19 protein-coding genes are annotated in these 26,101 nt (G+C 64.1%); 2 read left to right on the plus strand and 17 right to left on the minus strand.

Annotation, left to right across the window (positions count from 1 at the left end):
* Window positions 1-578: 578 nt before the first annotated feature.
* From tuf to rpsL, 4 genes are all read right to left on the minus strand, one after another.
* Window positions 579-1,754 (minus strand): elongation factor Tu, encoded by a 1,176-nt coding sequence (gene tuf, locus VOI27_RS18900; protein ID WP_323767421.1) that lies wholly within the window; start codon window positions 1,752-1,754, stop codon window positions 579-581.
* A gap of 90 nt (window positions 1,755-1,844) precedes the next feature.
* Window positions 1,845-3,965, minus strand: a complete 2,121-nt coding sequence (gene fusA, locus VOI27_RS18905; protein WP_323767423.1) for an elongation factor G — start codon at window positions 3,963-3,965, stop codon at window positions 1,845-1,847.
* A gap of 18 nt (window positions 3,966-3,983) precedes the next feature.
* A complete protein-coding gene (gene rpsG, locus VOI27_RS18910) occupies window positions 3,984-4,454 on the minus strand; it encodes a 30S ribosomal protein S7 (protein ID WP_048532943.1) in 471 nt (156 codons plus the stop codon).
* Window positions 4,455-4,466: 12 nt separating this feature from the next.
* Complete coding sequence (rpsL, locus tag VOI27_RS18915) at window positions 4,467-4,838, minus strand: 30S ribosomal protein S12 (RefSeq protein WP_005862801.1); 372 nt, start codon at window positions 4,836-4,838, stop codon at window positions 4,467-4,469.
* 369 nt (window positions 4,839-5,207) lie between these two features.
* Between rpsL and VOI27_RS18920 the strand changes: the two genes are divergently transcribed.
* Window positions 5,208-6,032 carry a putative rhamnosyl transferase gene (locus tag VOI27_RS18920; protein ID WP_323767425.1) on the plus strand — a complete coding sequence of 275 codons (825 nt, stop codon included), beginning with the start codon at window positions 5,208-5,210 and terminating at the stop codon, window positions 6,030-6,032.
* Here VOI27_RS18920 and VOI27_RS18925 read toward each other — a convergent pair.
* The 6 genes from VOI27_RS18925 to rplJ all read right to left on the minus strand — a co-directional run bounded on the left by VOI27_RS18925 (window position 5,979) and on the right by rplJ (window position 17,793).
* Window positions 5,979-6,866 carry a DMT family transporter gene (locus tag VOI27_RS18925; protein WP_323767427.1) on the minus strand — a complete coding sequence of 296 codons (888 nt, stop codon included), beginning with the start codon at window positions 6,864-6,866 and terminating at the stop codon, window positions 5,979-5,981. The two genes, VOI27_RS18920 and VOI27_RS18925, sit on opposite strands and share 54 nt — an antisense overlap.
* Window positions 6,867-7,051: 185 nt before the next feature.
* Window positions 7,052-11,290: a DNA-directed RNA polymerase subunit beta' gene (gene rpoC, locus VOI27_RS18930; RefSeq protein ID WP_323767429.1), complete on the minus strand. Its 4,239-nt coding sequence runs from the start codon at window positions 11,288-11,290 to the stop codon at window positions 7,052-7,054.
* An 88-nt stretch (window positions 11,291-11,378) separates the two neighbouring features.
* Window positions 11,379-15,515 carry a DNA-directed RNA polymerase subunit beta gene (gene rpoB, locus VOI27_RS18935; RefSeq protein WP_323767431.1) on the minus strand — a complete coding sequence of 1,379 codons (4,137 nt, stop codon included), beginning with the start codon at window positions 15,513-15,515 and terminating at the stop codon, window positions 11,379-11,381.
* 464 nt (window positions 15,516-15,979) lie between these two features.
* Window positions 15,980-16,621, minus strand: a complete 642-nt coding sequence (locus VOI27_RS18940; protein ID WP_323767433.1) for a PEBP family protein — start codon at window positions 16,619-16,621, stop codon at window positions 15,980-15,982.
* 202 nt (window positions 16,622-16,823) lie between these two features.
* Window positions 16,824-17,201 carry a 50S ribosomal protein L7/L12 gene (gene rplL / locus VOI27_RS18945; protein ID WP_323767435.1) on the minus strand — a complete coding sequence of 126 codons (378 nt, stop codon included), beginning with the start codon at window positions 17,199-17,201 and terminating at the stop codon, window positions 16,824-16,826.
* Between the two features lie 73 nt (window positions 17,202-17,274).
* Window positions 17,275-17,793 (minus strand): 50S ribosomal protein L10, encoded by a 519-nt coding sequence (gene rplJ / locus VOI27_RS18950; protein ID WP_323767509.1) that lies wholly within the window; start codon window positions 17,791-17,793, stop codon window positions 17,275-17,277.
* 386 nt (window positions 17,794-18,179) lie between these two features.
* Here rplJ and VOI27_RS18955 point away from each other — a divergent pair, with 386 nt between their 5' ends.
* Window positions 18,180-20,450, plus strand: a complete 2,271-nt coding sequence (locus VOI27_RS18955) for a polysaccharide lyase family 7 protein (protein ID WP_323767437.1) — start codon at window positions 18,180-18,182, stop codon at window positions 20,448-20,450.
* Window positions 20,451-20,546: 96 nt separating this feature from the next.
* Here VOI27_RS18955 and VOI27_RS18960 read toward each other — a convergent pair whose 3' ends face one another.
* From VOI27_RS18960 to secE, 7 genes are all read right to left on the minus strand, one after another.
* Entirely contained in the window at window positions 20,547-22,355 is a 1,809-nt protein-coding gene (locus tag VOI27_RS18960; protein WP_323767439.1) for an ATP-binding protein, read from the minus strand.
* Window positions 22,352-22,855 (minus strand): oxidoreductase, encoded by a 504-nt coding sequence (locus tag VOI27_RS18965; protein WP_323767441.1) that lies wholly within the window; start codon window positions 22,853-22,855, stop codon window positions 22,352-22,354. Before VOI27_RS18965 ends, VOI27_RS18960 begins: the two co-directional genes overlap by 4 nt.
* Window positions 22,856-22,980: 125 nt before the next feature.
* Complete coding sequence (gene rplA / locus VOI27_RS18970) at window positions 22,981-23,679, minus strand: 50S ribosomal protein L1 (RefSeq protein WP_323767443.1); 699 nt, start codon at window positions 23,677-23,679, stop codon at window positions 22,981-22,983.
* Window position 23,680: 1 nt separating this feature from the next.
* Window positions 23,681-24,106, minus strand: coding sequence for a 50S ribosomal protein L11 (gene rplK / locus VOI27_RS18975; RefSeq protein WP_323767445.1), 426 nt, complete (start codon window positions 24,104-24,106; stop codon window positions 23,681-23,683).
* A gap of 166 nt (window positions 24,107-24,272) precedes the next feature.
* Entirely contained in the window at window positions 24,273-24,806 is a 534-nt protein-coding gene (nusG, locus tag VOI27_RS18980) for a transcription termination/antitermination protein NusG (RefSeq protein ID WP_323767447.1), read from the minus strand.
* Window positions 24,807-24,986: 180 nt separating this feature from the next.
* Window positions 24,987-25,628 carry a hypothetical protein gene (locus VOI27_RS18985; protein ID WP_323767449.1) on the minus strand — a complete coding sequence of 214 codons (642 nt, stop codon included), beginning with the start codon at window positions 25,626-25,628 and terminating at the stop codon, window positions 24,987-24,989.
* 111 nt (window positions 25,629-25,739) lie between these two features.
* Entirely contained in the window at window positions 25,740-25,937 is a 198-nt protein-coding gene (gene secE / locus VOI27_RS18990; RefSeq protein ID WP_048532958.1) for a preprotein translocase subunit SecE, read from the minus strand.
* Window positions 25,938-26,101: the final 164 nt, after the last annotated feature.

Raw genomic sequence — 26,101 nt, forward strand, 5'->3', positions numbered from 1 at the left:
GCGAAACAGGCCATCATCGCGGTCGCCCGCAAGCTTCTAACGATCCTCAACGCGATGCTGCGAACGGGCAAACCCTTCGACCCGAAAGCCGTCTGACACGCGGTGACCGATTACGGTTGCCGGGTCAAGCCCGGGACACGGGGCACCGAACCTCTCCCCTCACGGTCCCGGGTCAAGTCCGGGACGTGTGGCTACCCACCCGTCCCGGCCCCTGCGCCGGGGCCTCCTGCGGCCGATCGGAGCGCCTGCGGAGGGGATACACCGCCCCGGGCGAGGTCCCGGGTCAAGCCCGGGACGTGGATCACCCAGCCTCGCCCGCCCCGGCCTCGCGCTGTGGCCTCACCCTGTCTTGCTGACCAGGGGCGCGGTAGAAGGCCGCACCGCCAGGCCGGGACAGGCCCGCAGACGTCAGCCGCAGTCGTCTCCGCAGCCCGGCCGCCGCGCCGGGGCCTCCCCCCCACCGGAGTTCACCGGCGCGGCGCTCCGGCAGCGGCGCACGAAAAAAGGGCCAGTCGAAAGACCGGCCCTTTTCTGTCTGTCGCGGCCGTCCCGGATCACCTCCGGGACGGCGGCTCAGATCACTCGATGATCTTCGAGACGACGCCCGATCCCACGGTGCGGCCGCCTTCACGGATGGCGAAGCGCAGGCCTTCTTCCATCGCGATCGGGGCGATCAGCTCCACGGTGAACTTCAGGTTGTCGCCCGGCATCACCATCTCGGTGCCCGAGGGCAGTTCCACGGTGCCGGTCACGTCGGTGGTCCGGAAGTAGAACTGCGGGCGGTAGTTGGCGAAGAACGGCGTGTGACGGCCACCTTCGTCCTTGGTCAGGATGTAGCTTTCCGCCTCGAACTTGGTGTGCGGCTTGACCGAACCCGGCTTGCAGAGAACCTGGCCGCGCTCGACGCCCTCACGGTCGACACCGCGCAGCAGCGCGCCGATGTTGTCGCCGGCTTCACCGCGATCGAGCAGCTTGCGGAACATCTCAACACCGGTGCAGGTGGTCTTCTTGGTGTCGCGGATGCCGACGATCTCGATCTCGTCGCCAACGTTGATCACGCCACGCTCGACACGGCCGGTCACGACGGTGCCGCGGCCGGAGATCGAGAACACGTCCTCGATCGGCATCAGGAAGTCCTGATCGACCGCACGCGCCGGCTGCGGGATGTACTCGTCCACGGCCGCCATCAGTTCCTTGATCTTCTCTTCGCCGATCGCCTCGTCACGACCTTCCAGAGCGGCGAGGGCCGAGCCTGCGATGATCGGGATGTCGTCGCCCGGGTAGTCGTATTCGGTCAGCAGCTCGCGGACTTCCATTTCCACCAGCTCGAGCAGCTCTTCGTCATCGACCTGGTCGACCTTGTTGAGGAAGACCACCATCGAGGGAATGCCGACCTGACGGCCGAGCAGGATGTGCTCGCGGGTCTGGGGCATCGGGCCGTCGGCGGCGTTCACGACGAGGATCGCGCCGTCCATCTGGGCGGCACCGGTGATCATGTTCTTGACGTAGTCGGCGTGGCCGGGGCAGTCGACGTGGGCATAGTGACGTGCCTCGGTCTCGTATTCCACGTGGGCGGTCGAGATGGTGATGCCGCGGGCTTTCTCTTCCGGCGCGCCGTCGATCTGGTCGTAGGCCTTGAAGTCACCGAAATACTTGGTGATCGCCGCGGTCAGCGTCGTCTTGCCGTGGTCAACATGGCCGATGGTGCCAATGTTGCAATGCGGTTTGTTACGCGCAAACTTTTCCTTTGCCATGGTCGTGGCTCCTTGATTTGGTCTTGCGGTGCGCATCAATGCGCACCCTACGGGGGGGATGTAGGGTGCGCCGTTACGGCGCACCGCTCGTTATGCGTATTTCGACTGGATCTCGTCCGAGATGTTCTGCGGCACCGGATCGTAATGGTCGAACTGCATCGTGAATTGTGCCCGGCCGCTCGACATCGAGCGCAGGGTGTTGATGTAGCCGAACATGTTGGCCAGTGGCACCATGGCGTTGATCGCCACGGCATTGCCGCGCGGCTCCTGGCCGGTCACCTGGCCCCGACGCGAGGTCAGGTCGCCGATGATGTTGCCGGTGTAGTCCTCGGGCGTCACCACTTCGACCTTCATGATCGGTTCCAAGAGCTTGGCGCCGGCCTTCTTCATGCCTTCGCGCATGCCCATGCGGGCTGCGATCTCGAAGGCCAGAACGCTGGAGTCCACGTCGTGGAACTTGCCGTCGATCAGGGCCACCTTGAAGTCGATCACCGGGAAGCCTGCCAGCGGACCGGAGTCCATGACCGACTTGATGCCTTTCTCGACACCCGGGATGTATTCCTTGGGAACCGCACCACCAACGATCTTCGACTCGAAGGAATAGCCTTCGCCCGGCTCCGTTGGGGTGATGACCAGCTTGACCTCGGCGAACTGACCCGAACCACCCGACTGTTTCTTGTGGGTGTAGGTGTGCTCGACCTCGCGCGAGATGGTCTCGCGGTAGGCCACCTGCGGTGCACCGATGTTGGCTTCGACCTTGAACTCGCGCTTCAGACGATCGACGAGGATGTCGAGGTGAAGTTCCCCCATCCCCTTCATGATGGTCTGACCGCTCTCGATGTCGGTCTCGACGCGGAACGACGGATCTTCTGCCGCCAGCCGTGCGAGGCCGGCCGACATCTTCTCCTGGTCGCCCTTGGTCTTGGGTTCCACGGCAATCTCGATCACCGGATCGGGGAAGGTCATGGTTTCCAGAACCACCGGATCGGACTTGTCACACAGGGTGTCACCGGTCGTGGTGTTCTTCAGACCGCCAAGCGCGATGATGTCACCCGCCCAGGCTTCGGTGATCTCGTCGCGGTTGTTCGAGTGCATCATCATCATCCGGCCGACACGCTCGGTGTTGCCTTTTGTCGAGTTCAGCATCGAGTCGCCCTTGACGAGCTTGCCCGAGTAGATCCGCACGAAGGTCAGCGAGCCGACAAACGGGTCGTTCATGATCTTGAACGCCAGACCCGAGAACGCCATGTCGTCATCCGCGCGGCGCGGGATGCTGCGGGTCTCGGTCTCGTCGCCGGGTTTGAAGCCCATGTAGTCGACCACGTCCAGCGGGCTGGGCAGGTAGTCGATCACGGCGTTGAGCAGCGGCTGGACGCCCTTGTTCTTGAACGCGGAACCACCCAGGACCGGCACGAAGGAGAGCGAGAGCGTGCCCTTGCGCAGCAGGCTGCGCAGGGTGGCAACGTCAGGCTCGGCACCGTCCATCAGGTAGTTTTCCATCGCGTCGTCGTCCATCTCGACGGCCGCTTCGATCATCTTGCCGCGCCATTCGTCAGCCATGTCTTTCAGGCTGTCACGAATGTCTTCCTGAACCCAGGACGCGCCCAGATCTTCGCCACGCCAGACCCATTCCTTCATGGTGACGAGGTCGATCAGACCCTCGAGCTCGGTCTCGGCGCCGATCGGGATGGCGACGGGCACGGCGCGGGCGCCGGTGCGGTCTTCGATCATCTCGACACAGTTGAAGAAGTCGGCGCCGATCTTGTCCATCTTGTTGACAAAGACGATGCGCGGAACCTTGTAGCGGTCAGCCTGACGCCACACGGTTTCGGTCTGGGGTTCGACACCGGCGTTGGCGTCGAGCACGCAGACGGCCCCGTCGAGAACCGCCAGCGAACGTTCGACTTCGATGGTGAAGTCGACGTGGCCGGGGGTGTCGATGATGTTCAGGCGGTGCTTCGGGCTGTCGGGGGTCTGACCGTCTTCGGTGCGCTCCCAGAAGGTGGTCGTCGCAGCCGAGGTGATGGTGATCCCGCGTTCCTGCTCCTGCTCCATCCAGTCCATGGTGGCGGCGCCATCATGCACCTCACCGATGTTGTGGGATTTGCCGGTGTAGAACAGGATCCGTTCCGAGCAGGTGGTCTTGCCTGCGTCGATATGGGCCATGATGCCGAAGTTGCGGTAGCGGTCTAGCGGATAATCGCGTGCCATTGGATAAAGCCTCTGAATTTACCAGCGGTAATGGCTGAACGCTTTGTTCGCGTCGGCCATCTTGTGGGTGTCTTCGCGCTTCTTAACAGCGGAACCGCGGGAATTGACAGCATCCAGCAGCTCGCCTGCGAGGCGTTCTTCCATTGTGTTCTCGTTGCGGGCGCGGCTGGCGTTGATCAGCCAGCGGATCGCCAGCGCCTCGCGGCGCTCGGGGCGCACTTCGACCGGCACCTGGTAGGTGGCACCACCCACGCGGCGCGAGCGGACCTCGACCGAGGGTTTGATGTTGTCGAGCGCTTCGTGGAACAGTTCCACCGGGGCGCGCTTGACCTTGCCTTCAATGCGGTCGAGCGCATTGTAGACGATTTTCTCCGCGACCGACTTCTTGCCGTCGATCATCAGGTTGTTCATGAATTTGGTCAGAACCCGGTCGCCATATTTGGCGTCGGGCAGGACTTCGCGTTTTTCAGCAGCGTGACGACGTGACATATCCTGTTTCCCTTACTTAGGACGCTTCGCGCCGTATTTCGAGCGGCGTTGCTTACGATCTTTGACGCCCTGGGTATCCAGAACACCGCGAAGGATGTGGTAACGCACACCGGGAAGGTCTTTGACACGACCGCCGCGGATCAGAACCACCGAGTGCTCCTGCAGGTTGTGGCTTTCACCGGGGATATAGCTGATCACTTCGTAACCGTTGGTCAGGCGCACCTTGGCCACTTTCCGCATCGCCGAGTTCGGCTTCTTCGGGGTGGTGGTATAGACACGGGTGCAGACGCCGCGCTTCTGCGGGCATTGTTCCAGGTGCTGCGACTTGGACCGTTTGACTTTCGGCTGCCGCGGCTTGCGGATCAGCTGTTGGATCGTTGGCATAGAGGTATCGTCTCCGCTTTCGCTCTCGTTCAGGGTGCATGAGGGCACCCCCATGCGGTTGTCTTCCATTCCCGCGCCCGCGCCCCTTGCGGGACGGTAACAAGCGCAAAACCCGCGATCACAGCCATTCCGAGGTCTGCGACGCGGTTGGTTATCAGAGGATCGGAGCGCTAACTGCCCGGATCTTGACCACTGTAATATGATGTCGGCACGCGGGACGGACCCGAAGCCGAGATGAGGGTGGCGTATAGGGGGAGTCGCGGGGCTTGTCAACAGCCCGCCCCGGGGGGCGCGTGCCGCTTGCCAAGCCCGCTGCGGCAATGCAAGTCTGCGGCAACGGTTAGCACATCCCCAGGCGGAGAAAAAGCAGTGCAGGTCATTGGTTTGTGTCGGTTTTCCTACCCCGCGCTCGGCGGCTTCCAGGTCGAGCACGACAGCGTCGAGGACCGCATCGCCTATCTCTACGGAGCCGAGCGGATGGAGGAGCGGTTCCGGCATTTCGAGGCGATCACCCTGCCCGGCCTCAAGGCGCAGACCGATGGCGATTTCACCTTCCTGATCGTCATCGGCGACCAGCTGCCGCAGCCCCATCTCGACCGGCTGCACGACCTGGTGGCCGATTTCCCGCAGGCCCGCATCGTGGCCCAGCCTCCGCGCGAACACCGCCCGGTCATGGCCGAGATCCTCAACGACGCCCGCGCCGACCTGGGCCACCCCTGCCTGCAGTTCCGCCATGACGATGACGACGCAGTCGGCGTCACCTTCGTGCAGCGCCTGCGCGAGGCGGCGGCCGACTGCCCCGGGCTGCTGCGCGACCACCGGCTGGTGGGCTTCGACTTCAACCGCGGCTACATCGCCCGGCCGGACAGCGGCGGCCTGCTGGCGCAGGAGACCGTGACCCCCTACTGGGGCGTGGCGCTGGCCATGGCGGTGAAACCCTGGGCGCGCCACACGATCATGAATTTCGGCCACAACCGGCTCAACCGCTTCATGCCGACGGTGACCTTCACCCATGAGCCGATGTTCGTGCGCGGCCACAACGACCACAACGACAGCCGGCAGGGCGAAAAGGTCACCAAGGTCAAACTCCGGCGGCTCGACGCCGCGGGCGAACAGGCCTTCGACCAGGACTTTGCAATCTCATCTGACCGGGTACGCGCGATCTTTGCCGGAACGCCGCGACTCGCGCCATAGGCTAAAGACCCCCGTCGCCACCACGATGAACGCCCCCAGCAGCGTCAGCGGCTGCGGAAAGTCGCCCCAGACCAGGTAGCCCAGGATCAGCGCCCAGATCAGACCGGTATAGCGGAACGGCGCGGTAAAGCTGACCTCGCCCACCCGCATCACCATCACCGAGCACAGATAGGCCCCGAGGATGAACACCGAGGCGATCACGATGAACGCCGCGTTCTGCGGCGCGATCGGCTGCCAGCCCCCCGGCAGGCTCGCCAGCCCGGCGAAAACCATGACCGACAGCGCGCCTGCGAAGGACACCAAGAGCGACGGCACCTTGACCGACATCGACCGTGTCGCCAGGTCGCGCAGGGTGGAACAGACCACCGCCACCAGCGCGAACAGCGTCGCGTCGGAAAACCCCTCCGGTCCGGGCCGCACGATCAGCAACATGCCGCCAAAGCCCACGGCAATCGCGATCCAGCGACGCCAGCCCACCGGCTCGCGCAAAAACAGCGCCGCCCCGAGCGCCACGCTGAGCGGCAGGATCTGCAGGATCGCGGTGACATTGGCCAGCGGCATCCGGAACAACGCCGAAAGGAAGAACACCGTCGCCCCCACCTCGGTCAGCGAGCGGACGCCGACCAGCAGCCAGTCGCGCCGCGACAGGTCCAGCCGCAGCGCGCCGAGATGGCGGGCCAGCAGGAACAGGAACAGGCTGGCGATTACCCCTCGCAGGAAGACAAGCTGAAACAGCGGCACCTCGCCGGCGGTCAGCTTGACGAAGGTGTCGTTAAAGGTGAACCCGGCCATCGAGCCCATCATCAAGAGCGCCCCGCGCGTGTTGTCCTGCATCGCTCCCACCTTCATCTTGCCGGAAAAACCTCCCGCCGGAGGCCCCCGCCGGCCCGGAGCGCGCCGCTCGGGCCAGATCGTGCAAGCTCTCCCGGCAGAACCAGAACACTGCGCGCCGCAGGCGCACAATGTAAAAACCCCGCCCGGCGGAACCGGACGGGGCAAATGCTGTCAGCGACCGGCAATCAGTCGCGGCTGTCTTCGTCCATCACCGGCTGGGCAAAGGCATCGCCCGCCATCATGTCGTCCGACGGTGCCGCCAGCGCGGCCGCGGCTTCCGCTTCCTCGCGGCGTGCCTCGATCACCACGTTGTCCCGATCCTGGGCCACGCGCCGCATCTGCTGGGTCGCGCCACCGGTGCCTGCCGGGATCAACCGGCCGACGATGACGTTCTCCTTCAGGCCGACCAGCTTGTCCTTCTTGCCCTGCACCGACGCTTCGGTGAGAACCCGGGTGGTCTCCTGGAACGAGGCCGCCGAGATGAACGACCGGGTCTGCAGCGAGGCCTTGGTGATCCCCAGAAGGATCGGCTCGCCGGTCGCCTCGCGCCCGCCTTTCGACAGCGCCTTTTCGTTGGCGGCGTCGAATTCGGCCTTGTCCACGTGTTCGCCCTTGAGCAGCGTGGTGTCGCCCGAGTCCTGGATCTCCCACTTCTGCAGCATCTGGCGCACGATCACTTCGACATGCTTGTCGTTGATCTTCACGCCCTGCAGACGATAGACGTCCTGAACCTCGTCGATCATGTAGTTGGCCAGCGCCTCGATCCCCATGATGGCGAGGATGTCATGCGGCGCCGGGTTGCCGTCCATGATGTAGTCGCCCTTCTGGACATAGTCACCTTCCTGAACCGGAATGTGCTTGCCCTTGGGCACCATGTACTCGACCGGCTCCAGGCTGTCGTCGGCAGGCTCGATGGCGATGCGGCGCTTGTTCTTGTAGTCTTTGCCAAAGCGCACATAGCCGTCGATCTCGGCGATGATCGCGTGATCCTTGGGACGCCGCGCCTCGAAGAGCTCGGCCACACGCGGCAGACCACCGGTGATGTCCTTGGTCTTCGCCCCTTCGCGCGGGATGCGCGCCACCACGTCACCGGCCTTCACGTCCTGCCCGTCTTCGACCGACAGGATGGCGTCGACCGACATCGGATAGGTGATCGGGTTGCCCGCCTCGTTGCGCACCGGCTCGCCGTCGCCGTCGATCAGGATGATCTCGGGCTTGAGCTCGTTGCCCTTCGGAGCCGCGCGCCAGTCGGCGACGATCTTCTGGGTCATGCCGGTGGCATCGTCGGTCTCCTCGCGGACGGCGACACCGTTCACCAGGTCGACGTGACGCGCTGTCCCGTCCTTTTCGGCGATGATCGGCAGGGTATAGGGGTCCCACTCATAGAGCTTGTCGCCCCGGCCCACTTTCGCGCCTTCCTTGACGAAGAGCTTGGTGCCGTAGCCCAGCTTAAAGCTGGCCCGTTCGACGCCGTGCTCGTCCTGGATCACCAGCTTCATGTTCCGGCCCATCACCAGGGTCTCGCCAACGGCGTTCTCCAGCGTGTTGGCGCCCTCATAGGTGACCACACCCTCGGTGCCGGCCTCCTGGAAGGACTGCTGACCACCCTGGGCCACGCCGCCGATGTGGAAGGTCCGCATCGTCAGCTGGGTGCCAGGTTCACCGATCGACTGCGCCGCGATGATGCCCACCGCCTCGCCGGAGTTGACCATGGTGCCGCGCGCCAGGTCACGGCCATAGCACATGGCACAGACGCCCTCTTCGGCCTCGCAGGTCAGCGGGCTGCGGATGCGCATCTTGGCCACGCCGGAGGCCTCGATGGTGTCGGCCATGCGCTCGTCGATCAGCGTACCGGCCTTGCAGATCACCTCTTCGGTGCCCGGTTGAAGCACGTCGTCGGCCGAGACACGGCCGAGGATGCGTTCGCCCAGCGACGAGACGATCTCGCCGTCGTTGACCGCCGCTTCCGCGGTGATCGCCCGGTCGGTCTCGCAGTCGTGCATGCGCACGATGCAATCCTGCGCCACGTCCACCAGGCGACGGGTCAGGTAGCCCGAGTTCGCCGTCTTCAGAGCGGTGTCCGACAGACCTTTCCGCGCGCCGTGGGTCGAGTTGAAGTATTCAAGAACGGTCAGACCTTCCTTGAAGTTCGAGATGATCGGGGTCTCGATGATGTCGCCGTTCGGCTTCGCCATCAGGCCGCGCATCCCGCCCAGCTGCTTCATCTGCGTGACCGAGCCCCGCGCACCGGAGTGCGCCATCATGTAGACCGAGTTCGGCTCCATGACCGAGCCATCCTCGGCGTGACGTTCGGCCGAGATGGTCGACATCATCGCTTCGGTGACCTTGTCGTTACACTTCGACCAGGCATCGACGACCTTGTTGTACTTCTCACCCTGGGTGATCAGACCGTCCATGTACTGCTGCTCGAAATCCTTCACCTGTTCGCGGGTCTCTTCGACGATCGGCCATTTGGTGTCGGGGATGACCATGTCGTCCTTGCCGAAGGAAATGCCGGCCTTGAAGGCTTCCTTGAAGCCCATCGACATGATCTGGTCACAGAAGATGACGCTCTCCTTCTGACCGCAATAGCGGTAGACGGTGTCGATGACGCGCTGCACGTCCTTCTTCCGCAGGAGCTGGTTGACCAGATCGAACGGTGCCTTGGCATTCAGCGGCAGCAGACCGCCGAGGCGCAGACGGCCCGGGGTGGTCTCGTAGCGCTTCATGACCTCTTGGCCCTCATCGTCGATCTGCTTGACCCGCGCGGTGATCTTGGCGTGCAGGTGCACTTCACCGGCGCCGAGCGCGTGCTCGACTTCCTCGATCGAGGAGAAGGCCATGCCCTCGCCCTTCATGCCATCGCGCTGGATGGTGAGGTAGTAGAGCCCGAGGATCATATCCTGCGACGGAACGATGATCGGCGCGCCGTTGGCAGGCGACAGGACGTTGTTGGTCGACATCATCAGCACGCGCGCTTCGAGCTGGGCTTCCAGCGAGAGCGGCACGTGAACCGCCATCTGGTCCCCGTCGAAGTCGGCGTTGAAGGCCGAGCAGACCAGCGGGTGCAGCTGGATCGCCTTGCCTTCGATCAGCGTGGGTTCGAAGGCCTGGATGCCCAGACGGTGCAGTGTCGGCGCGCGGTTCAAGAGCACCGGGTGCTCGCGGATCACCTCGTCGAGGATGTCCCAGACCTCGGGACGTTCCTTTTCGACCAGCTTCTTGGCCTGCTTGACGGTCGACGACAGGCCCTTGGCCTCAAGCCGCGAGTAGATGAACGGCTTGAACAGCTCGAGCGCCATCTTCTTCGGGAGACCGCACTGGTGGAGCTTCAGCTCGGGGCCGGTCACGATGACCGAACGGCCGGAGAAGTCGACCCGCTTGCCCAGAAGGTTCTGACGGAAGCGGCCCTGCTTGCCCTTGAGCATGTCCGAGAGCGATTTCAGCGGACGCTTGTTGGCGCCGGTGATCACCCGACCGCGACGGCCGTTGTCGAACAGCGCATCGACGGACTCTTGCAGCATCCGCTTTTCGTTGCGGACGATGATGTCGGGCGCGCGCAGTTCGATCAGCCGCTTGAGGCGGTTGTTCCGGTTGATCACCCGGCGGTAGAGGTCGTTGAGATCCGAGGTCGCAAAGCGGCCACCGTCCAGCGGCACCAGCGGGCGCAGCTCGGGCGGGATGACCGGGATCACGGTCATGACCATCCACTCCGGGCGGTTGCCGGATTCGAGGAAGGACTCGACCACTTTCAGACGCTTGATGATCTTCTTCGGCTTCAGCTCGCCTGTCGCCTCTTTCAGATCGGCGCGCAGGGTCTCGGCCTCGGACTCGAGGTCGATCGCAGCCAGCATCTCGCGGATCGCTTCAGCGCCGATATTGGCAGTGAAGGCGTCCATGCCATAGGCGTCCTGGGCGTCCATGAACTCTTCTTCGGTCATCATCTGGCCGTAGGTGAGGTCGGTGAGGCCCGGTTCGATCACCACGTAGTTCTCGAAGTAGAGCACACGTTCAAGATCGCGCAGGGTCATGTCCAGCATCAGGCCGATGCGCGAGGGCAGCGACTTGAGGAACCAGATGTGGGCGCAGGGCGCGGCCAGCTCGATGTGGCCCATGCGCTCGCGGCGGACCTTCTGCAGCGTGACTTCGACGCCGCATTTCTCGCAGACGACGCCGCGGTACTTCATCCGCTTGTACTTGCCGCAGAGGCATTCGTAATCCTTGATCGGGCCAAAGATACGCGCGCAGAACAGGCCGTCACGCTCGGGCTTGAACGTGCGGTAGTTGATGGTTTCCGGCTTCTTGATCTCGCCGTAGGACCACGAGAGGATGCGCTCGGGGCTGGCAAGAGAGACCTTGATCTCGTCGAAGGTCTTGACCGGGGCGACGGGGTTGAACGGGTTGTTGGTCAGTTCCTGGTTCATTTGTCTTCCTCAAAACGGGAGGGTGCAGGGGAGGAGAGGTGCGCAGTGACTGCGCACCCTACGTGGGGTCTGCCCTTGGGGCGCACCTTCAGTCTTCCTCCTCCGCATCCAGGAGTTCCATGTTCAGGCCGAGGCCGCGGACTTCCTTGACAAGCACGTTGAAGCTCTCGGGAACGCCCGCCTCGAAGTTGTCCTCGCCCTTGACGATCGATTCATAGACCTTGGTCCGGCCTGCCACGTCGTCCGACTTGACGGTCAGCATCTCCTGCAGGGTGTAGGCGGCGCCATAGGCTTCCAGCGCCCAGACTTCCATCTCACCGAAGCGCTGGCCACCGAACTGCGCCTTACCACCCAGCGGCTGCTGGGTGACGAGGCTGTAGGGCCCGGTCGAGCGCGCGTGGATCTTGTCGTCCACCAGGTGGTGCAGCTTGAGCAGGTACTTCACGCCGACGGTGACGGGACGCGAGAACTGCTCGCCGGTGCGGCCGTCGAACAGGATCGACTGCCCCGAGGTGTCAAAGCCCGCGCGGGTCAGCGCATCGTTGACGTCCAGCTCCTTGGCGCCGTCAAACACCGGCGTCGCGATCGGCACGCCGCGTGCGACATTGCCTGCCGCCTCGAGCAGATGCGCCTCGTCCATGTCCGACAGGCCCTCTTCATAGACCTCGTCGCCATAGGCGGTCCGCATTGCGTCGCGCACCGGGGTCAGGTCGCCCGAGCGGCGGTACTCGCCCAGAGCATCGTCGACCTTGATGCCCAGACCGCGCGCGGCCCAGCCCATGTGGGTCTCGAGGATCTGACCGACGTTCATCCGCGACGGAACGCCCAGCGGGTTGAGGCAGAAGTCGACCGGGGTGCCATCGGCGAGGAACGGCATGTCCTCCATCGGCACCACGCGGGAGATCACGCCCTTGTTGCCGTGACGGCCCGCCATCTTGTCGCCCGGCTGAAGCTTGCGCTTCACCGCGATGAAGACCTTGACCATCTTCATCACGCCCGGCGGCAGGTCGTCGCCGCGACGGACCTTCTCGACCTTGTCCTCGAACCGTGCGTCGAGCTGGCGCTTCTGCGCCTCGTACTGCTCGTTCAGCGCCTCGACGATCTTGGCGTCTTCCTCGTCCTCGATCGCCAGCTGCCACCATTGGCCGCGGCTCAGGCTGTCGAGCAGATCCTGGGTGATCTCGGAGTTCGGACGCACGCCGCGCGGGCCCTTGACCGCCACCTTGCCGAAGATCAGGTCCTTCAGGCGGGCATAGATGTTGCGGTCGAGAATGGCGAGCTCGTCGTCCCGGTCACGGGCCAGACGCTCGATTTCCTCGCGCTCGATCTGCAGTGCACGTTCGTCCTTTTCGACGCCGTGACGGTTGAACACCCGCACTTCCACAACCGTGCCAAAGTCGCCCGGTTTCACCCGCAGCGAGGTATCGCGCACGTCAGAGGCTTTTTCGCCGAAGATGGCGCGCAGGAGTTTCTCCTCCGGCGTCATCGGGCTTTCGCCTTTCGGGGTGATCTTGCCGACGAGAATGTCGCCCGGCTCCACATCGGCACCGATATAGACGATGCCCGCCTCGTCGAGGTTGCGCAGGGCTTCCTCGCCGACGTTGGGAATGTCGCGGGTGATCTCTTCCGGCCCGAGCTTGGTGTCGCGGGCGGCGACTTCGAATTCCTCGATGTGCACCGAGGTAAAGACGTCGTCGCGCGCAATGCGCTCGGAGATCAGGATCGAGTCTTCATAGTTGTAGCCGTTCCACGGCATGAAGGCGACGATCACGTTCTTGCCGAGGGCCAATTCGCCCATGTCGGTCGAGGGACCGTCGGCGATCACTTCGCCCTGCTGCACGGTGTCACCCACCTTCACCAGCGGACGCTGGTTGATGCAGGTGTTCTGGTTCGACCGCTGGAACTTGCGCATCCGGTAGATGTCGACGCCGGGGTCGCCCACTTCCAGATTGTCGGTGGCCCGGATCACGATCCGCTGGGCATCGACCTGGTCGATGATGCCGCCACGGCGCGCCATCACCGCCGCACCGGAGTCGCGCGCCACGATTTCCTCGATGCCGGTGCCGACCAGCGGCGCTTCCGAGCGCAGGGTGGGAACCGCCTGACGTTGCATGTTCGAGCCCATCAGAGCGCGGTTGGCGTCGTCGTTTTCCAGGAACGGGATCAGCGAGGCCGCAACTGACACCAGCTGCTTCGGCGAAACGTCGATCAGGTCCACGTTCTCGTTGGGCGAGAGCGTGTAGTCGCCGGATTTCCGGGTCGAGACCAGATCGTTGACGAACTTCATGTTCTCGTCGAGGTTGGCGTTGGCCTGCGCCACCGTGTGACGCATTTCCTCGGTCGCGGACATGTAGTGCACTTCGTCGGTGACGGTGCCGTCCTTGACCACCCGATAGGGTGTTTCGATGAAGCCGTATTTGTTGACGCGGGCAAAGGTCGCCAGCGAGTTGATCAGACCGATGTTCGGGCCTTCCGGCGTCTCAATCGGGCACATCCGGCCGTAGTGGGTCGGGTGCACGTCGCGCACCTCAAAGCCGGCACGTTCGCGGGTCAGACCACCCGGGCCAAGCGCCGAAAGACGGCGTTTGTGGGTGACTTCCGACAGCGGGTTGGTCTGGTCCATGAACTGCGACAGCTGCGAGGAGCCGAAGAATTCGCGCACCGCGGCCGCGGCCGGCTTGGCGTTGATCAGGTCCTGCGGCATCACCGTGTCGATCTCGACCGAGGACATGCGTTCCTTGATCGCGCGCTCCATGCGGAGCAGGCCGACGCGGTACTGGTTTTCCATCAGCTCGCCGACCGAACGCACCCGGCGGTTGCCGAGGTGGTCGATGTCGTCGATGTCGCCGCGACCGTCACGCAGATCAACCAGCGCCTTGATGCAGGCGACGATGTCTTCGCGGTCCAGCGTGCGCTGGGTGTCGGGCTTGTCGAGCGCGAGGCGCATGTTCATCTTGACCCGGCCCACGGCCGAGAGGTCATAGCGCTCGCCGTCAAAGAACAGCGTCTCGAACAGCGCCGAGGCGGCCTCGACGGTGGGCGGTTCGCCCGGACGCATGACGCGGTAGATGTCCATGAGCGCCGTGTCGCGACCCATGTTCTTGTCCATCGCCATGGTGTTGCGCATGTAGGCGCCGACGTTGATGTTGTCGATGTCGAGCACCGGAATCTCGGTAACACCGGCGTCGACCAGCTCTTTCAGCGTGCCGCCGGTGACGTCGCCATCCTTGTCGACTTCCCAGGTCAGCTCGTCGCCGGCCTCGACGTAGATCGCGCCGTTTTCTTCGTTGATGATGTCCTTGGCGGCGAACTTGCCGACGATCTGCTCGAAGGGCAGCAGCAGTTCCTTGACGTTGCCCTCGTCGATCAGCTTCTTGACCGCGCGGGGCGTGACCTTCTTGCCGGCCTCGCCGATGATCTCGCCACTGGCGGCGTCGACCAGGTCATAGGTCGGGCGGGTGCCACGCACACGCTCGGGGAAGAATTTCGTCACCCAGCCCTCACCCTTGCGCAGGGTATAGGTCACGGTGTCGTAATAGGCGTCCATGATCGCTTCTTGATCGAGACCCAGCGCATAGAGCAGGGTTGTCACCGGCAGCTTGCGGCGACGGTCGATCCGGGCGAAGACGATGTCTTTGGCGTCGAACTCGAAGTCGAGCCAGGAGCCGCGATAGGGAATGATCCGGCAGGCAAAGAGCAGCTTGCCCGAGGAGTGGGTCTTGCCCTTGTCATGGTCGAAGAACACGCCGGGCGACCGGTGCATCTGGCTGACGATCACCCGCTCGGTGCCGTTGACCACGAAGGTGCCGTTCGGCGTCATCAAGGGCATGTCGCCCATGTAGACGTCTTGTTCCTTGATGTCCTTGACGGATTTGGCGCCGGTGTCCTCGTCGATATCGAACACGATGAGCCGCAGCGTCACCTTCAGAGGGGCACTGTAGGTCAGGTCACGTTGCTGGCATTCCTCGACGTCGAACTTCGGCTTTTCCAGCGCATAGTCGACGAATTCGAGAACCGCGGTCTCGTTGAAATCCTTGATCGGGAAGACCGACTGGAAGACACCCTTGATGCCTTCGCCGTCCATCGGTGTCAGCTGGTCGCCGGACTTCAGGAACAGGTCGTAAGAGGATTTCTGAACCTCGATGAGGTTCGGCATTGCGAGGACTTCACGGATTTTGCCGTAGTACCGGCGAAGACGTTTCTGGCCAAGGAAGCTTTGCGCCATGAGGGGAGTGCCCTTTCGATTTTCTCTGCCTGAACGCGCGCAGTGCCGGGGCTGCAACGGCGCATTCTCGTCAGTGACGGCGTGAAACGGATCCATTCTCGGCGCACGTCCCACCGCGCGTCACTCGATCTCGATTTCCCTGCCTTGGAAAACTCCCCTTTAGGGGGGCTTGCCAAGAAGGGCCTGCGAACCATCTGTGTTGAAGAAGTCGGGATATGGGGGTCACTACGATGAATTCAATGCGTCGTCGCCACCTCACGTCCAGAACGAAACAGACACGGGTTCGAATCGGTCGAACCCGCGGGAGACTTCCGAATATTCGGTGAACGGCGCGAACGCAAGACCCCTCGGGAGGGATTTGCGGTTTCGTGATATCCGCCAACTTTGGCAAAATACGTCGGGCGGGTCAAGCAGCCAAGCCGCTTGCCGGCTGCCGCGAGGTCACCTGTTGCCGAAAATCGTATCTATTCGACGCTGAGACGACAGAGCACGGTGTTGCTCTGCTGCAGATCCGGCCCCCAGATCAGCTTGGCCCGGGCGTCCCAGTCGATCTCGTCATAACCCTCCTTCGGGCGCACCTCCGCTTCGGAGTAGGTGCTGGCTGGCTGCCAGCCAGAAGCGTCGAAGCCCACGTGATCCCAGCCCACGGGCTCTTCCACCACCTTGAACCCGCAGGCCTCGCTGCCGGCCAAAGGTGCATCTTCGTCCGCGCAGGCGGTGTCGAGCGGGGCGGTGTGAATGGTCAGGCATTGCCAGCCCTCGTCGCTGACCGCAACGACATCGCCCTCGGCGTCGCGGATCTGCACGATCAGCCCGCCATCGCCCATCTGCTGGCGATCGGTGCCGATATATTCCAGCCCGGTGTCATTGGCCTTGTAGTCCATGGCGATCACGCCGATCACGAAGGGGCGGTCGGCATCGAAGGTGAAGCTCTCGGCCTTGAACGAGCGTTCGGTGGTGATCGGCACACTGTCCTCGGCCACCTTGCGGCCGTCGATGCGCATCTCGAACCAGTTGTCGGCCCAGACGTCGGCCTCGAGGGTCTCGGCGGCCAGCGGCGCCGCGAGGATCGGAAGCAGCGCGGCTGCGACAAGACTGCGTGACATGGGGGTCCCCTTCCAAGCGATCAGACATCGGGAACGGGCTTCGCCGCCCCCGGTTCCCCAGAACGATAGGCGCGGGCGGAAAGAAAACAAGCGCCCCCTCGCGGGAGCGCTTGCCTTGATTGCGAATGGGCGGTGTCGCCCATGGCCTCCGAGCGGGAGACCCCGGATCAGGTCCGGGATGCCCCTTGCGCGGAGCGCGAAATCACTTGAGCTCGACTTCGGCGCCAGCTGCTTCCAGCTTGCCTTTGATCTCTTCGGCTTCTTCTTTCGAAACCTGCTCTTTGACGGCTTTGCCGCCAGCTTCGACCAGCTCTTTGGCTTCTTTGAGGCCCAGGCCGGTGATGCCGCGGACTTCTTTGATGACGTTGATCTTCTTGTCGCCAGCGGACTTGAGGATCACGTCAAATTCAGTCTGCTCTTCAGCAGCTTCGCCACCGGCATCTGCCGGACCAGCCATCATCACTGCGCCGCCGGCGGCGGGCTCGATGCCATACTCGTCTTTGAGGATGGTTTTCAGTTCTTGTGCTTCCAGCAGGGTCAGACCAACGATCTCTTCTGCCAGTTTTTTCAGATCAGCCATTTTCGACTCTTTCCGTATCTAGATGTGTTCCAACGTGTGGGCGCATGCCCCACGAAAGTCGTCTCGGTTTGCCTTACGCCGCTTCGGCCTTTTCCTCGATGGTCGAGAGGATGGAAGCGATGTTCGAAGCAGGTGCGCCAATGGCACCGGCGATGTTCGAGGCAGGGGCGCCGATCATGCCCGCGATGGTAGCAATAAGCTCATCACGCGACGGCATTTTCGACACGGCCTCGACACCGGCCCGGTCCAGAGCGTTTTCACCCATTGCCCCGCCAAGGATTTCGAACTTCTTGTTGTCCTTGGCGAAGTCCTCGGCCACCTTGGCTGCTGCCACGGGGTCCTCGGAATAGGTGAGCACGGTCATGCCCGTAAGGAAGTCGGCAATGCTTGCGCAGGGCTTTCCCTCAAGGGCGATCTTGGCGAGCCTGTTCTTGGCGACACGCACAGCACCACCCGCATCGCGCGCACGCGAGCGGAGGTCTTGCATCTCGGCAACCGTGAGACCTTCGTAGTGGGATACCACCACGACGCCAGAGCTTTCGAAGATCTGGCCGAGTTCGTCGACCAATTTCTCTTTCTGGGCTCTATCCACAGTTTCACTCCAATTTTGGGGGTTGCCCCCCGGCTCGTTCTGCCGGGCATGACGCCCGACGTTCAGGTCCATTTTACGGGGGTCCGCCAAGAGCGCCCGAGGTGCAAAGCCCTCGGCCAATCTGGTCTCTTCCCGTCTCAGGCAGGAGATTAAGGGGCAAGGGCCCCACCCACCGTCTCGGACGAAATGCACCACGCGCCCGAATCGGACCCGCGGTACAGGAGCGTGGCCTAAGCCGGATCGCGCCCGGGATCAAGGGGGAGATGGCCGCCCTGCCCCGCCGGCCGGTCGAGACACCAGAAAACGCTGGCGCGCCGGCGCGACTCCCGGTAGTCTAGTATCCCAGATGGCACTGCCATCGCGATCACAGCATTTGGGAGAACACTGTGAACCACCTTCTTCGGAACACGATCCTGGCCGCCACGGCGAGCCTTCTCGGATCGCAGGTCCATGCCAATACCGCCTGCGACGACAGCGGCCCCCTGACAATCATTTCGGCGGTCGATGACGGTCTCTACGAAGAGACCCACGGGCCGCAGAACAGCATCGACGGCAATCTCGACCCGGATTCGCGCTGGTCGAACCAGGGCCAGGGCACGCCCAAGGCGCTGACCCTCGATCTCGGCGCCGAGCAGACGCTGAAATCGCTGGCCATCGCCTGGTATAACGGCGACAGCCGGAAATCGCAGTTCGAGGTCGAAACCTCGGCCGATGGCGAAACCTTTCAGACGGTGATCGCCCCCCGCCAGTCCGGCGGCACCACGACCGAGCTGGAAAGCTACGAGATCGACCCGGTGCGGGCGCAGTACCTGCGCATCCTGGCCAATGGCAACGAGGCCAACGACTGGAACAGCATCGTCGAGGTCGAGGCGCGCGGCTGCGGCGTGGCGGTCGAGAAACCCGACCAGCCGGTCCTGACCGAGCGTCAAGGCCCCGGGCTCTTCGGTCTCGACCCGGAAAAGACACCGGGCGAGAACTTCGACCTGAGCGGCTGGTACATGACCACGCCGGCCGACGATGATGGCGACGGCATCTCCGACAGCGTCTATGAAAACGAACTCGCCGCCGGCTGGACCGATCCGCGCTACTTCTACACCGATCCCGCAACCGGCGGCATGGTGTTCCGCGTCACGCCCGCGGGTGCCAAGACATCTGCCAACACCAGCTACACCCGCTCGGAGCTGCGCGGCATGCTGCGCCGTGGCGACTATTCGATCGAGACCCGGGTCGAGGGCGGATATCCCAACAAGAACAACTGGGTGTTCTCCTCTGCGCCGCTCTCGGCCCAGGCCGCCTCGGGCGGTGTCGACGGCAAGCTGCGCGCCACGCTCTCGGTCAACCAGGTCACCCGCCAGGGCAAGGCCTATCAGGTCGGCCGGGTGGTGATCGGCCAGATCCACGCCAAGAACGACGAGCCGATCCGGCTCTATTACCGCAAGCTGCCGCAGAACAAATACGGCTCGCTCTACTTCGCCCACGACCCCGAGGTCGGCAAGGAGGCCTGGGTCGACGTGATCGGCAGCCGCGGTGACCGCATCGCCAACCCCGAGGACGGCATCGCGCTTGACGAGATCTTCACCTACGAGATCGAGGTCAAGGGCAAGCCCGAGGGTGACGCGATCATCCCGATGCTGCACCTCAAGATCATCCGCGACGATGGCTCCGAGGTGGTGGCCGAGCCCTTCGACATGCGCGACAGCGGCTTTTCGGTGGAAGACGAGTTCATGTTCTTCAAGGCCGGCGCCTATACCGGCAACAACACCAGCCCGGCGCCCGAGACCGATTTCGACCGGGTGATCTTCTACGAGCTGGACTATTCGCACGACACGCCCCCGGCCGAAGGCCCGGCGCTGGGCAATGCGACCGAAGCCGCCGCCCCGGCCCAGCCCGTGCCCGCCACTGCCGGGATCGTCTTCGACGACAGTTTCGCCGATGGCAGCCGTGATGACGGTGCCGACGCCCAGGACGCCAACTGGTGGACCACCTCCAACAGCAGCTCGATCGAGGTCACCGAGGGCCGTCTCGGCCTTGTCTCTGGCGGCTCCGGGCGCGGTATCCGCACCACCTTTGCGCCGCAAGAGCTGGCTGTTGGCCAGACCCTGAAGGCCAGCTTCACCTTCGAGACCCCGCAGACCATCGGCGAGGACCGCGGCGCGGCCTTTCGTGTCGGCCTGTTTGACACTCTCGGGCGGGCCGAGCTCGATGGCGATCTCTCGGCCTCGTCCAAGAGCCCGAATGCGGCCTATGACACGCTGCCGGGTTATCTGGTCGCCTATGACGTCAACACGGCATCGGCTGCCAATATCGAGATCCGCCGGCACAATGACACGGCGCTCGGCCGTTTGCTTGGCGGGCTCGACGCCTGGGACAGGCTGGGCGAAGGCGGTGAGAGCTACAACTTCGCGCCGAGCCAGAGCTACACCGGCACGATCGCTGTGACCCGGCTGGACGAAGGTGTCGAAATCACCGGCGCGCTGATGCAGGATGGCGCGGTGCTCAGCAGCTTCAGCCAGCAGGACCCGGACAGCACGCTCGAGACCGTCGGAATGCTGGCGTTTCACGTCAACTCCAAGACCTTTGGCGCCTCCAAGACCCCGGGCGAGGCCGACAACGGGCTCGATTTCACCCGGGTGACGCTTGAGGTGCTTGGCGACTGAACCGCGCGCCATTGCGGGACCGGGGGCGCCTTTCGGGGCGCCCCTTTCTTGTCACTCACCGCATGCCTGCCTCCGCTCTGTCACCGGCCTGACACCTCAGGCGGCGCCGGCGATGGCGCTTTCACCGACCTGCGGCTCCAGCTTGGCCAGCAGCCGCTTTTTCGACACCGGCTTGCCGATCACATCATCCATTCCCTCCTCCAGGTAGCCGCGGCTCTGATGCTCCATGATGTTGGCGGTCACCGCGATGATCCGCACCGGCCGCTGCCCCTCTGCGGCCTCGCGCCGGCGGATCCGGCGGGTCGCCTCGATGCCGTCCATCACCGGCATCTGGATGTCCATCAGCACCACGTCGAACCGCGCGCCAGAGACCGCTGTCACCGCCTCGGCCCCGTCGCAGGCCTCGGCCACATGGCACGCCACCTGTCTGAGATAGCGCCGCAGCAACAGGCGGTTGGTGGCGTTGTCGTCCACCACGAGGATCCGCAACCCATCCGCCTCGGGCGGGTCTGGCACCCTGTCCACCACGGCGGCGGCGGGCGGGATCGGCGCGACCGCCGGCAGGTCGAGATCGAACCAGAAGGTCGCACCGGCGCCAGCCGCGCTCTGCAGCCGAAGCTCGCCGCCCATCGACCTGACCAATTGCCGCGAGACCGAGAGACCGAGGCCGGTGCCGCCATGCTTGCGGGTGATGCTGGCATCCGCCTGGGTAAAGGGCCGAAAGATCATCGCCTGCGCCTCTGGCGCGATGCCCGGCCCGGTGTCGGTCACCGAGATGCGGATCCGGGCGCTGCCCGGCACAGGTTCGGCGCGCACCCGAACCTCGCCCTCGGCGGTGAACTTCAGCCCGTTGCTGATCAGGTTGTGCAACACTTGCCGCAGCCGCGTGTCATCGCCCAGCACCATTTGCGGCAGGTCCGGCGCAATCTCGGTGCCAAACTGCAAGCCCTTGTCGCGCGCGGTGGATTGATAGAGCGCATGGGCCACGCCGATCGCCTGCGCCAGATCGAAGGGCCGCCGCTCGATCACCAGTTCGCCGGCCTCGACCTTGGCCAGGTCCAGCACGTCGTTGAGCGTGTTGAGCAGCACCTCGCCGGATTGCCGGATCACCCCGAGGCAGGCAATCTGATCCGCGTCGAGCCGGGTTTCGGACAGTTCGCCGGTCATGCCGAGGATGCCGTCCAGCGGCGTGCGGATCTCATGGCTGACATTGGCCAGAAAACGGGTCTTGGCCTCGCTCGCCTGGGCCGCCGCCTTGCGCAGCCGCATCTCGCGCTGCTGCGCCACGCCGCCATAGATGATCTCGGCGATGACATAGGCGACCAGCACGCAGATCAGCCCGACGATAAGGCTCTGCAGCCGTTCCGATCCGGGGTCGGCAAGGTTGCGCAGGGTCAGATCGGCAAAGCTTCCGTTCTGAAAGGTGCCGAGCCAGACCACCCGCAGCTCGCGGGCGATCCCGGACATCTCGTGGGCCAGGCTGACCGCCATCCGCGGCGGGATCAGCGGCCGGTCGAAGATCATCGCCTCCTGGTCCGACATCATTGCGCGGAACCGGGTCAGGATCTGGCGGATCTCCTGCGTGTCGGCCACCGGCGTATTGGCGACCACGTCGATCCGGCTCCACAACAGCTCGAAGCTGAACTCGACCTCTTCGCGCGTGACCTCGCCGCTGGCATGCAGCCGCAGCGCCATCGAGAAGCGCAGGGTCTCGAACACCAGCTCGCTGACCTTCCAGGACGTGGCCGAGACCCGGTCCATCGCCCGTTCCCGGGTCCGGCTCATCTCGGATTGCTGCACCTCGAACAACACGGCCAGGGCGACGATCACCGCCACCGCCACGATGGCACGGATGCTGCGGCCGTTCTCGACCAGTGCGCCCCAGACACGGCCAGGCCGGGTCACGGGCCCACGTGGATCTTTGCCAGTTGCCAGACCATCTGGTTGTCGAAGGGCGCCGAGGCGGCCTCGGCCTCGCTCAACGGAAAGACGATCCAGATCGGCCCCTTCTCGCGGATGCGCATCGGCCGGCCCGAATGATCCATTGCCAGCAGCACCGCATGCTCCGACGCCATCTCGGCGGGAAAGGTGACCGCGTAGTCATTGAGCGCCGTCACTGTCAGGGTGCCGCCATCGGCCTGTACCGCGTCGAGCAGCGAGGCCAGCGTCGGCCCGGCAAAGACCTGTGGTCCTTCGGTGAAAGACGTGAAGGTCTCGACCTCGCGCCACTCCAGCGCTTCGAGCATGGCGCGGTCGAACCGGGCGGCATCCTCGGCATTCATCGCACCGATCGCGCCCGAGACGGTCAGCAGCACCCGCCCTTCGGGTGCCGCAAGCCCGGCCGCGGCAACGGGCACGGCGCAGGCCATAGACAGAAACAGGGTTGTCAGAACCTTCGATAACATGGGGCACCTCTCTCTCGCCGGCGTCGAAATCGCTGGCAGGATGTGCCCAAATGCCTAAGAAACCCTTCCCGCAAACGAAAAAACGCGCCCCGAGGGACGCGTTTTTCCTTCAATTTCGACACGGTTCACTCGGCGTTGGCCGAGTCCACTGCGACCGAGACGCCCGGGCCCATGGTCGAGCTGAGCGAGATCTTCTTCATGTAGGTGCCCTTGGCGCCCGAGGGCTTGGCCTTGGACACGGCACCGATGAAGGCGCGCACATTCTCGGCCAGTTTCTCGGCGTCGAAGGAAGCTTTGCCGACACCTGCGTGCACCACACCGGCCTTCTCGACCTTGAACTGGACCTGACCGCCCTTGGCGGATTTCACCGCTTCGGCGACATCCATGGTCACGGTGCCGACCTTGGGGTTCGGCATCAGGTTGCGCGGACCCAGAACCTTGCCCAGACGGCCGACGATCGGCATCATGTCGGGGGTGGCAATGCAGCGATCGAACTCGATCTTGCCGCTCTGCACGGTTTCCATCAGGTCCTCTGCACCGACGATGTCGGCGCCTGCGGCTTCGGCTTCTTCTGCCTTGGCGCCACGGGCAAAGACGGCGACGCGCACGGTCTTGCCGGTGCCGTTCGGCAGACCGACGACGCCGCGGACCATCTGGTCGGCGTGGCGCGGGTCGACGCCGAGGTTGACGGCGATCTCGACGGTTTCGTCGAATTTCGCGTTGGCGCTGGACTTGATCAGTTCAACGGCCTCTTCGACCGAGACGTTCTCTTTGCCGGCAAAGGCGTCACGAGCGGCGCGGGTGCGTTTTCCGAGTTTCGCCATCTTACTTCACCTCGATGCCCATGGAGTTGGCAGAGCCAACAATGATCTTCATCGCCGCTTCGATATCGTTGGCGTTGAGGTCCTTCATCTTCGCTTCGGCGATTTCACGCACCTGCTTGACGGTGACCGAGCCCACGGTTTCGCGCGAGGGGGTCTTGGCGCCGGATTTCAGCTTGGCGGCCTTCTTCAGGTAGTAAGACGCGGGCGGCGTCTTGATGTCCATGGTGAAGGACTTGTCCTGATAGTAGGTGATCACGGTCGGGCAAGGCGCGCCCTGCTCCATGTCCTGCGTCTTGGCGTTGAACGCCTTGCAGAATTCCATGATGTTGATGCCGCGCTGACCGAGCGCGGGGCCGACGGGCGGCGACGGGTTGGCTTGCCCTGCGGGCACCTGCAGCTTCATGCTGCCGACGAGCTTCTTGGCCATGGGCCTTCTCCTGTGTCATCGGTGGGTTGAAAACCCACCCTACGAAAACCGGAACGCGTTCCGGCCTCTTGCTAGCGTGGTGTGGCTCCGGCACGCGTGCCCTCACCCCCCACGAACGAAACGGACCTTTCGGCCCGTAGGGTGGGTTTCTCAACCCACCGTTCCCTCAGCCCTGCTTGGCGACCTGAGTGAATTCCAGTTCCACCGGTGTCTCGCGACCGAAGATCGAGACCGAGACCTTGAGGCGCTGGTTGTCCTCGTCGACCTCTTCGATCATGCCGTCGAAATCCTCGAACGGCCCGTCGGAGACCTTGACCTTCTCGCCCACTTCGAAGTGGATCAGCGTGCGCGGCGTCTCTTCGCCCTCGGCGACGCGGCCGAGGATCGCCTCGACCTCGGCGTCGCGCATCGGCATCGGCCGACCCTGCGGACCGAGGAACCCGGTGACGCGGTTGATCGAGTTGATCAGGTGATAGCCCTGATCCGACATCTCCATCCGCACCAGCACGTAGCCCGGCATGAAGCGGCGCTCGGTCGAGACCTTCTTGCCACGGCGGACCTCGATCACCTCTTCGGTGGGCACCAGGACCTCTTCGATCTGATCCTCGAGTCCCTGCTCTTCCACCGCTGTCTTGATCTGTTCGGCAATCTTCTTCTCGAAGTTCGAGAGGACGCTGACCGAATACCACCGTTTTGCCATCTGGCGCTCACCTTGCGTTGACCCGGCCTGCCCGACCGAAAGCGTTTTTATGCGATGCGCGGGCCAAGCCCGGCATGAGTCCCGGAAACAAAAAATCGGCGCGTGAACCGAATCGCCACGCGCCAGATGTCTTGGGATGGCGGCTGTTTACTGCCACACCGCCGCGAATTCAAGGGGGTCTTAGCCCAGCCCGAGCCGATAGAGGATCGCCTTGACCCGGTCCTTGCGGCGCCACATGTCGCCGGCCACCACCCGGCGCATCGCCGTGTCCGAGATCGGCCAGGTGGCAAAGCTCACCCGGTTCTTGGCCGCGGGAAGCCGCACCACGGTCGGGAAATGCGCCGCGATACGGGCCTGCCACCACTCCGGCGGCTGCACCGTGGCATGGGCATTCTCGCCGCTGTCGAGCACCTTGGAGGCGGGCGCGGTGGCGATGTTGAAGTAGGCGTGATCGGTCAGCCCGCGGACGTCGCCGATCAGCAGGTCAACCTCGCGCTCGTCGAGATGCTCGAGCACGTCGGTGTTCATCACGATGTCGGCCTGCGCCACCGGCAGCACCTCACGGCCGGGAATCGCCGGATCGTAGAGGTAATGTGTCAGCCCCAGCTTCTTGGCGACCCGCTCGGCCGCCTGCGACTTGCCGCAGCCGAAATCCAGCAGCGTCTTCGGCTGCCAGCCCGGCGTCGTGGCCTGACCGGCACGCACCGCGTCGGCGATCAGGCCGACGAGCTTCTGCGACGAGCGTCCATAGCGCGGATCGGTGCGGTGGATCTCGCGGTAATGCTCGAGATTGCGCGTCTCGGAACTTTTCAGATCAGCCATCGCGGCCTCCTCGACCTGTGGGATATCAACTGCGGGGATATCAACAGCCGCCGCCGGGCGTCAGGACCCGCGTGCGACACGACGCCCCGGCCGCGGCGCGGGACTGGCCTGTCAGCCGAACATGTTCAGGACAGCCTGAAGCCCGCCGCGGATCAGCAGGTCGACGATGGCAAAGAAGATCGCCGTCAGGGTTGCCATGATGAACACCATCACCGTGGTCAGCAGAACTTCGCGGCGGGTTGGCCAGACGACCTTGGCGATCTCGGCGCGCACCTGCTGGATGAACTGAAGGGGGTTGGTCATTGCCATGTGGTCTGTCCTTGCAAGGGTCAGAGGGCGATTTACGCGGGACGGTGGCGGATTTCAAGGTCCGGCACGCCGGCTTTGCCAAAGCCGCTGCCGGTTTTTTGGGCGACGGGTGTTATTTACGCGTCAGTTGCGCGCGCCGGCTCTTGGAACCCCGGCGTCGGTCT

Source organism: Marinovum sp. (genome assembly GCF_034669705.1).
Taxonomy (GTDB): domain Bacteria; phylum Pseudomonadota; class Alphaproteobacteria; order Rhodobacterales; family Rhodobacteraceae; genus Marinovum.

What these genes read in the sequence shown, in the direction of transcription:
- VOI27_RS18925 (WP_323767427.1), bottom strand. Translation starts at nt 6,866, where the DNA reads ATGCAGGACAACACGCGCGGGGCGCTCTTGATGATGGGCTCGATGGCC.
- VOI27_RS18965 (WP_323767441.1), bottom strand. Translation starts at nt 22,855, where the DNA reads ATGTTATCGAAGGTTCTGACAACCCTGTTTCTGTCTATGGCCTGCGCC.
- rplA (WP_323767443.1), bottom strand. Translation starts at nt 23,679, where the DNA reads ATGGCGAAACTCGGAAAACGCACCCGCGCCGCTCGTGACGCCTTTGCC.
- rpoB (WP_323767431.1), bottom strand. Translation starts at nt 15,515, where the DNA reads ATGGCGCAAAGCTTCCTTGGCCAGAAACGTCTTCGCCGGTACTACGGC.
- VOI27_RS18940 (WP_323767433.1), bottom strand. Translation starts at nt 16,621, where the DNA reads ATGTCACGCAGTCTTGTCGCAGCCGCGCTGCTTCCGATCCTCGCGGCG.
- rpsG (WP_048532943.1), bottom strand. Translation starts at nt 4,454, where the DNA reads ATGTCACGTCGTCACGCTGCTGAAAAACGCGAAGTCCTGCCCGACGCC.
- rpsL (WP_005862801.1), bottom strand. Translation starts at nt 4,838, where the DNA reads ATGCCAACGATCCAACAGCTGATCCGCAAGCCGCGGCAGCCGAAAGTC.
- rplK (WP_323767445.1), bottom strand. Translation starts at nt 24,106, where the DNA reads ATGGCCAAGAAGCTCGTCGGCAGCATGAAGCTGCAGGTGCCCGCAGGG.
- rpoC (WP_323767429.1), bottom strand. Translation starts at nt 11,290, where the DNA reads ATGAACCAGGAACTGACCAACAACCCGTTCAACCCCGTCGCCCCGGTC.
- nusG (WP_323767447.1), bottom strand. Translation starts at nt 24,806, where the DNA reads ATGGCAAAACGGTGGTATTCGGTCAGCGTCCTCTCGAACTTCGAGAAG.
- rplL (WP_323767435.1), bottom strand. Translation starts at nt 17,201, where the DNA reads ATGGCTGATCTGAAAAAACTGGCAGAAGAGATCGTTGGTCTGACCCTG.
- tuf (WP_323767421.1), bottom strand. Translation starts at nt 1,754, where the DNA reads ATGGCAAAGGAAAAGTTTGCGCGTAACAAACCGCATTGCAACATTGGC.
- secE (WP_048532958.1), bottom strand. Translation starts at nt 25,937, where the DNA reads ATGGCAATGACCAACCCCCTTCAGTTCATCCAGCAGGTGCGCGCCGAG.
- VOI27_RS18985 (WP_323767449.1), bottom strand. Translation starts at nt 25,628, where the DNA reads ATGGCTGATCTGAAAAGTTCCGAGACGCGCAATCTCGAGCATTACCGC.
- fusA (WP_323767423.1), bottom strand. Translation starts at nt 3,965, where the DNA reads ATGGCACGCGATTATCCGCTAGACCGCTACCGCAACTTCGGCATCATG.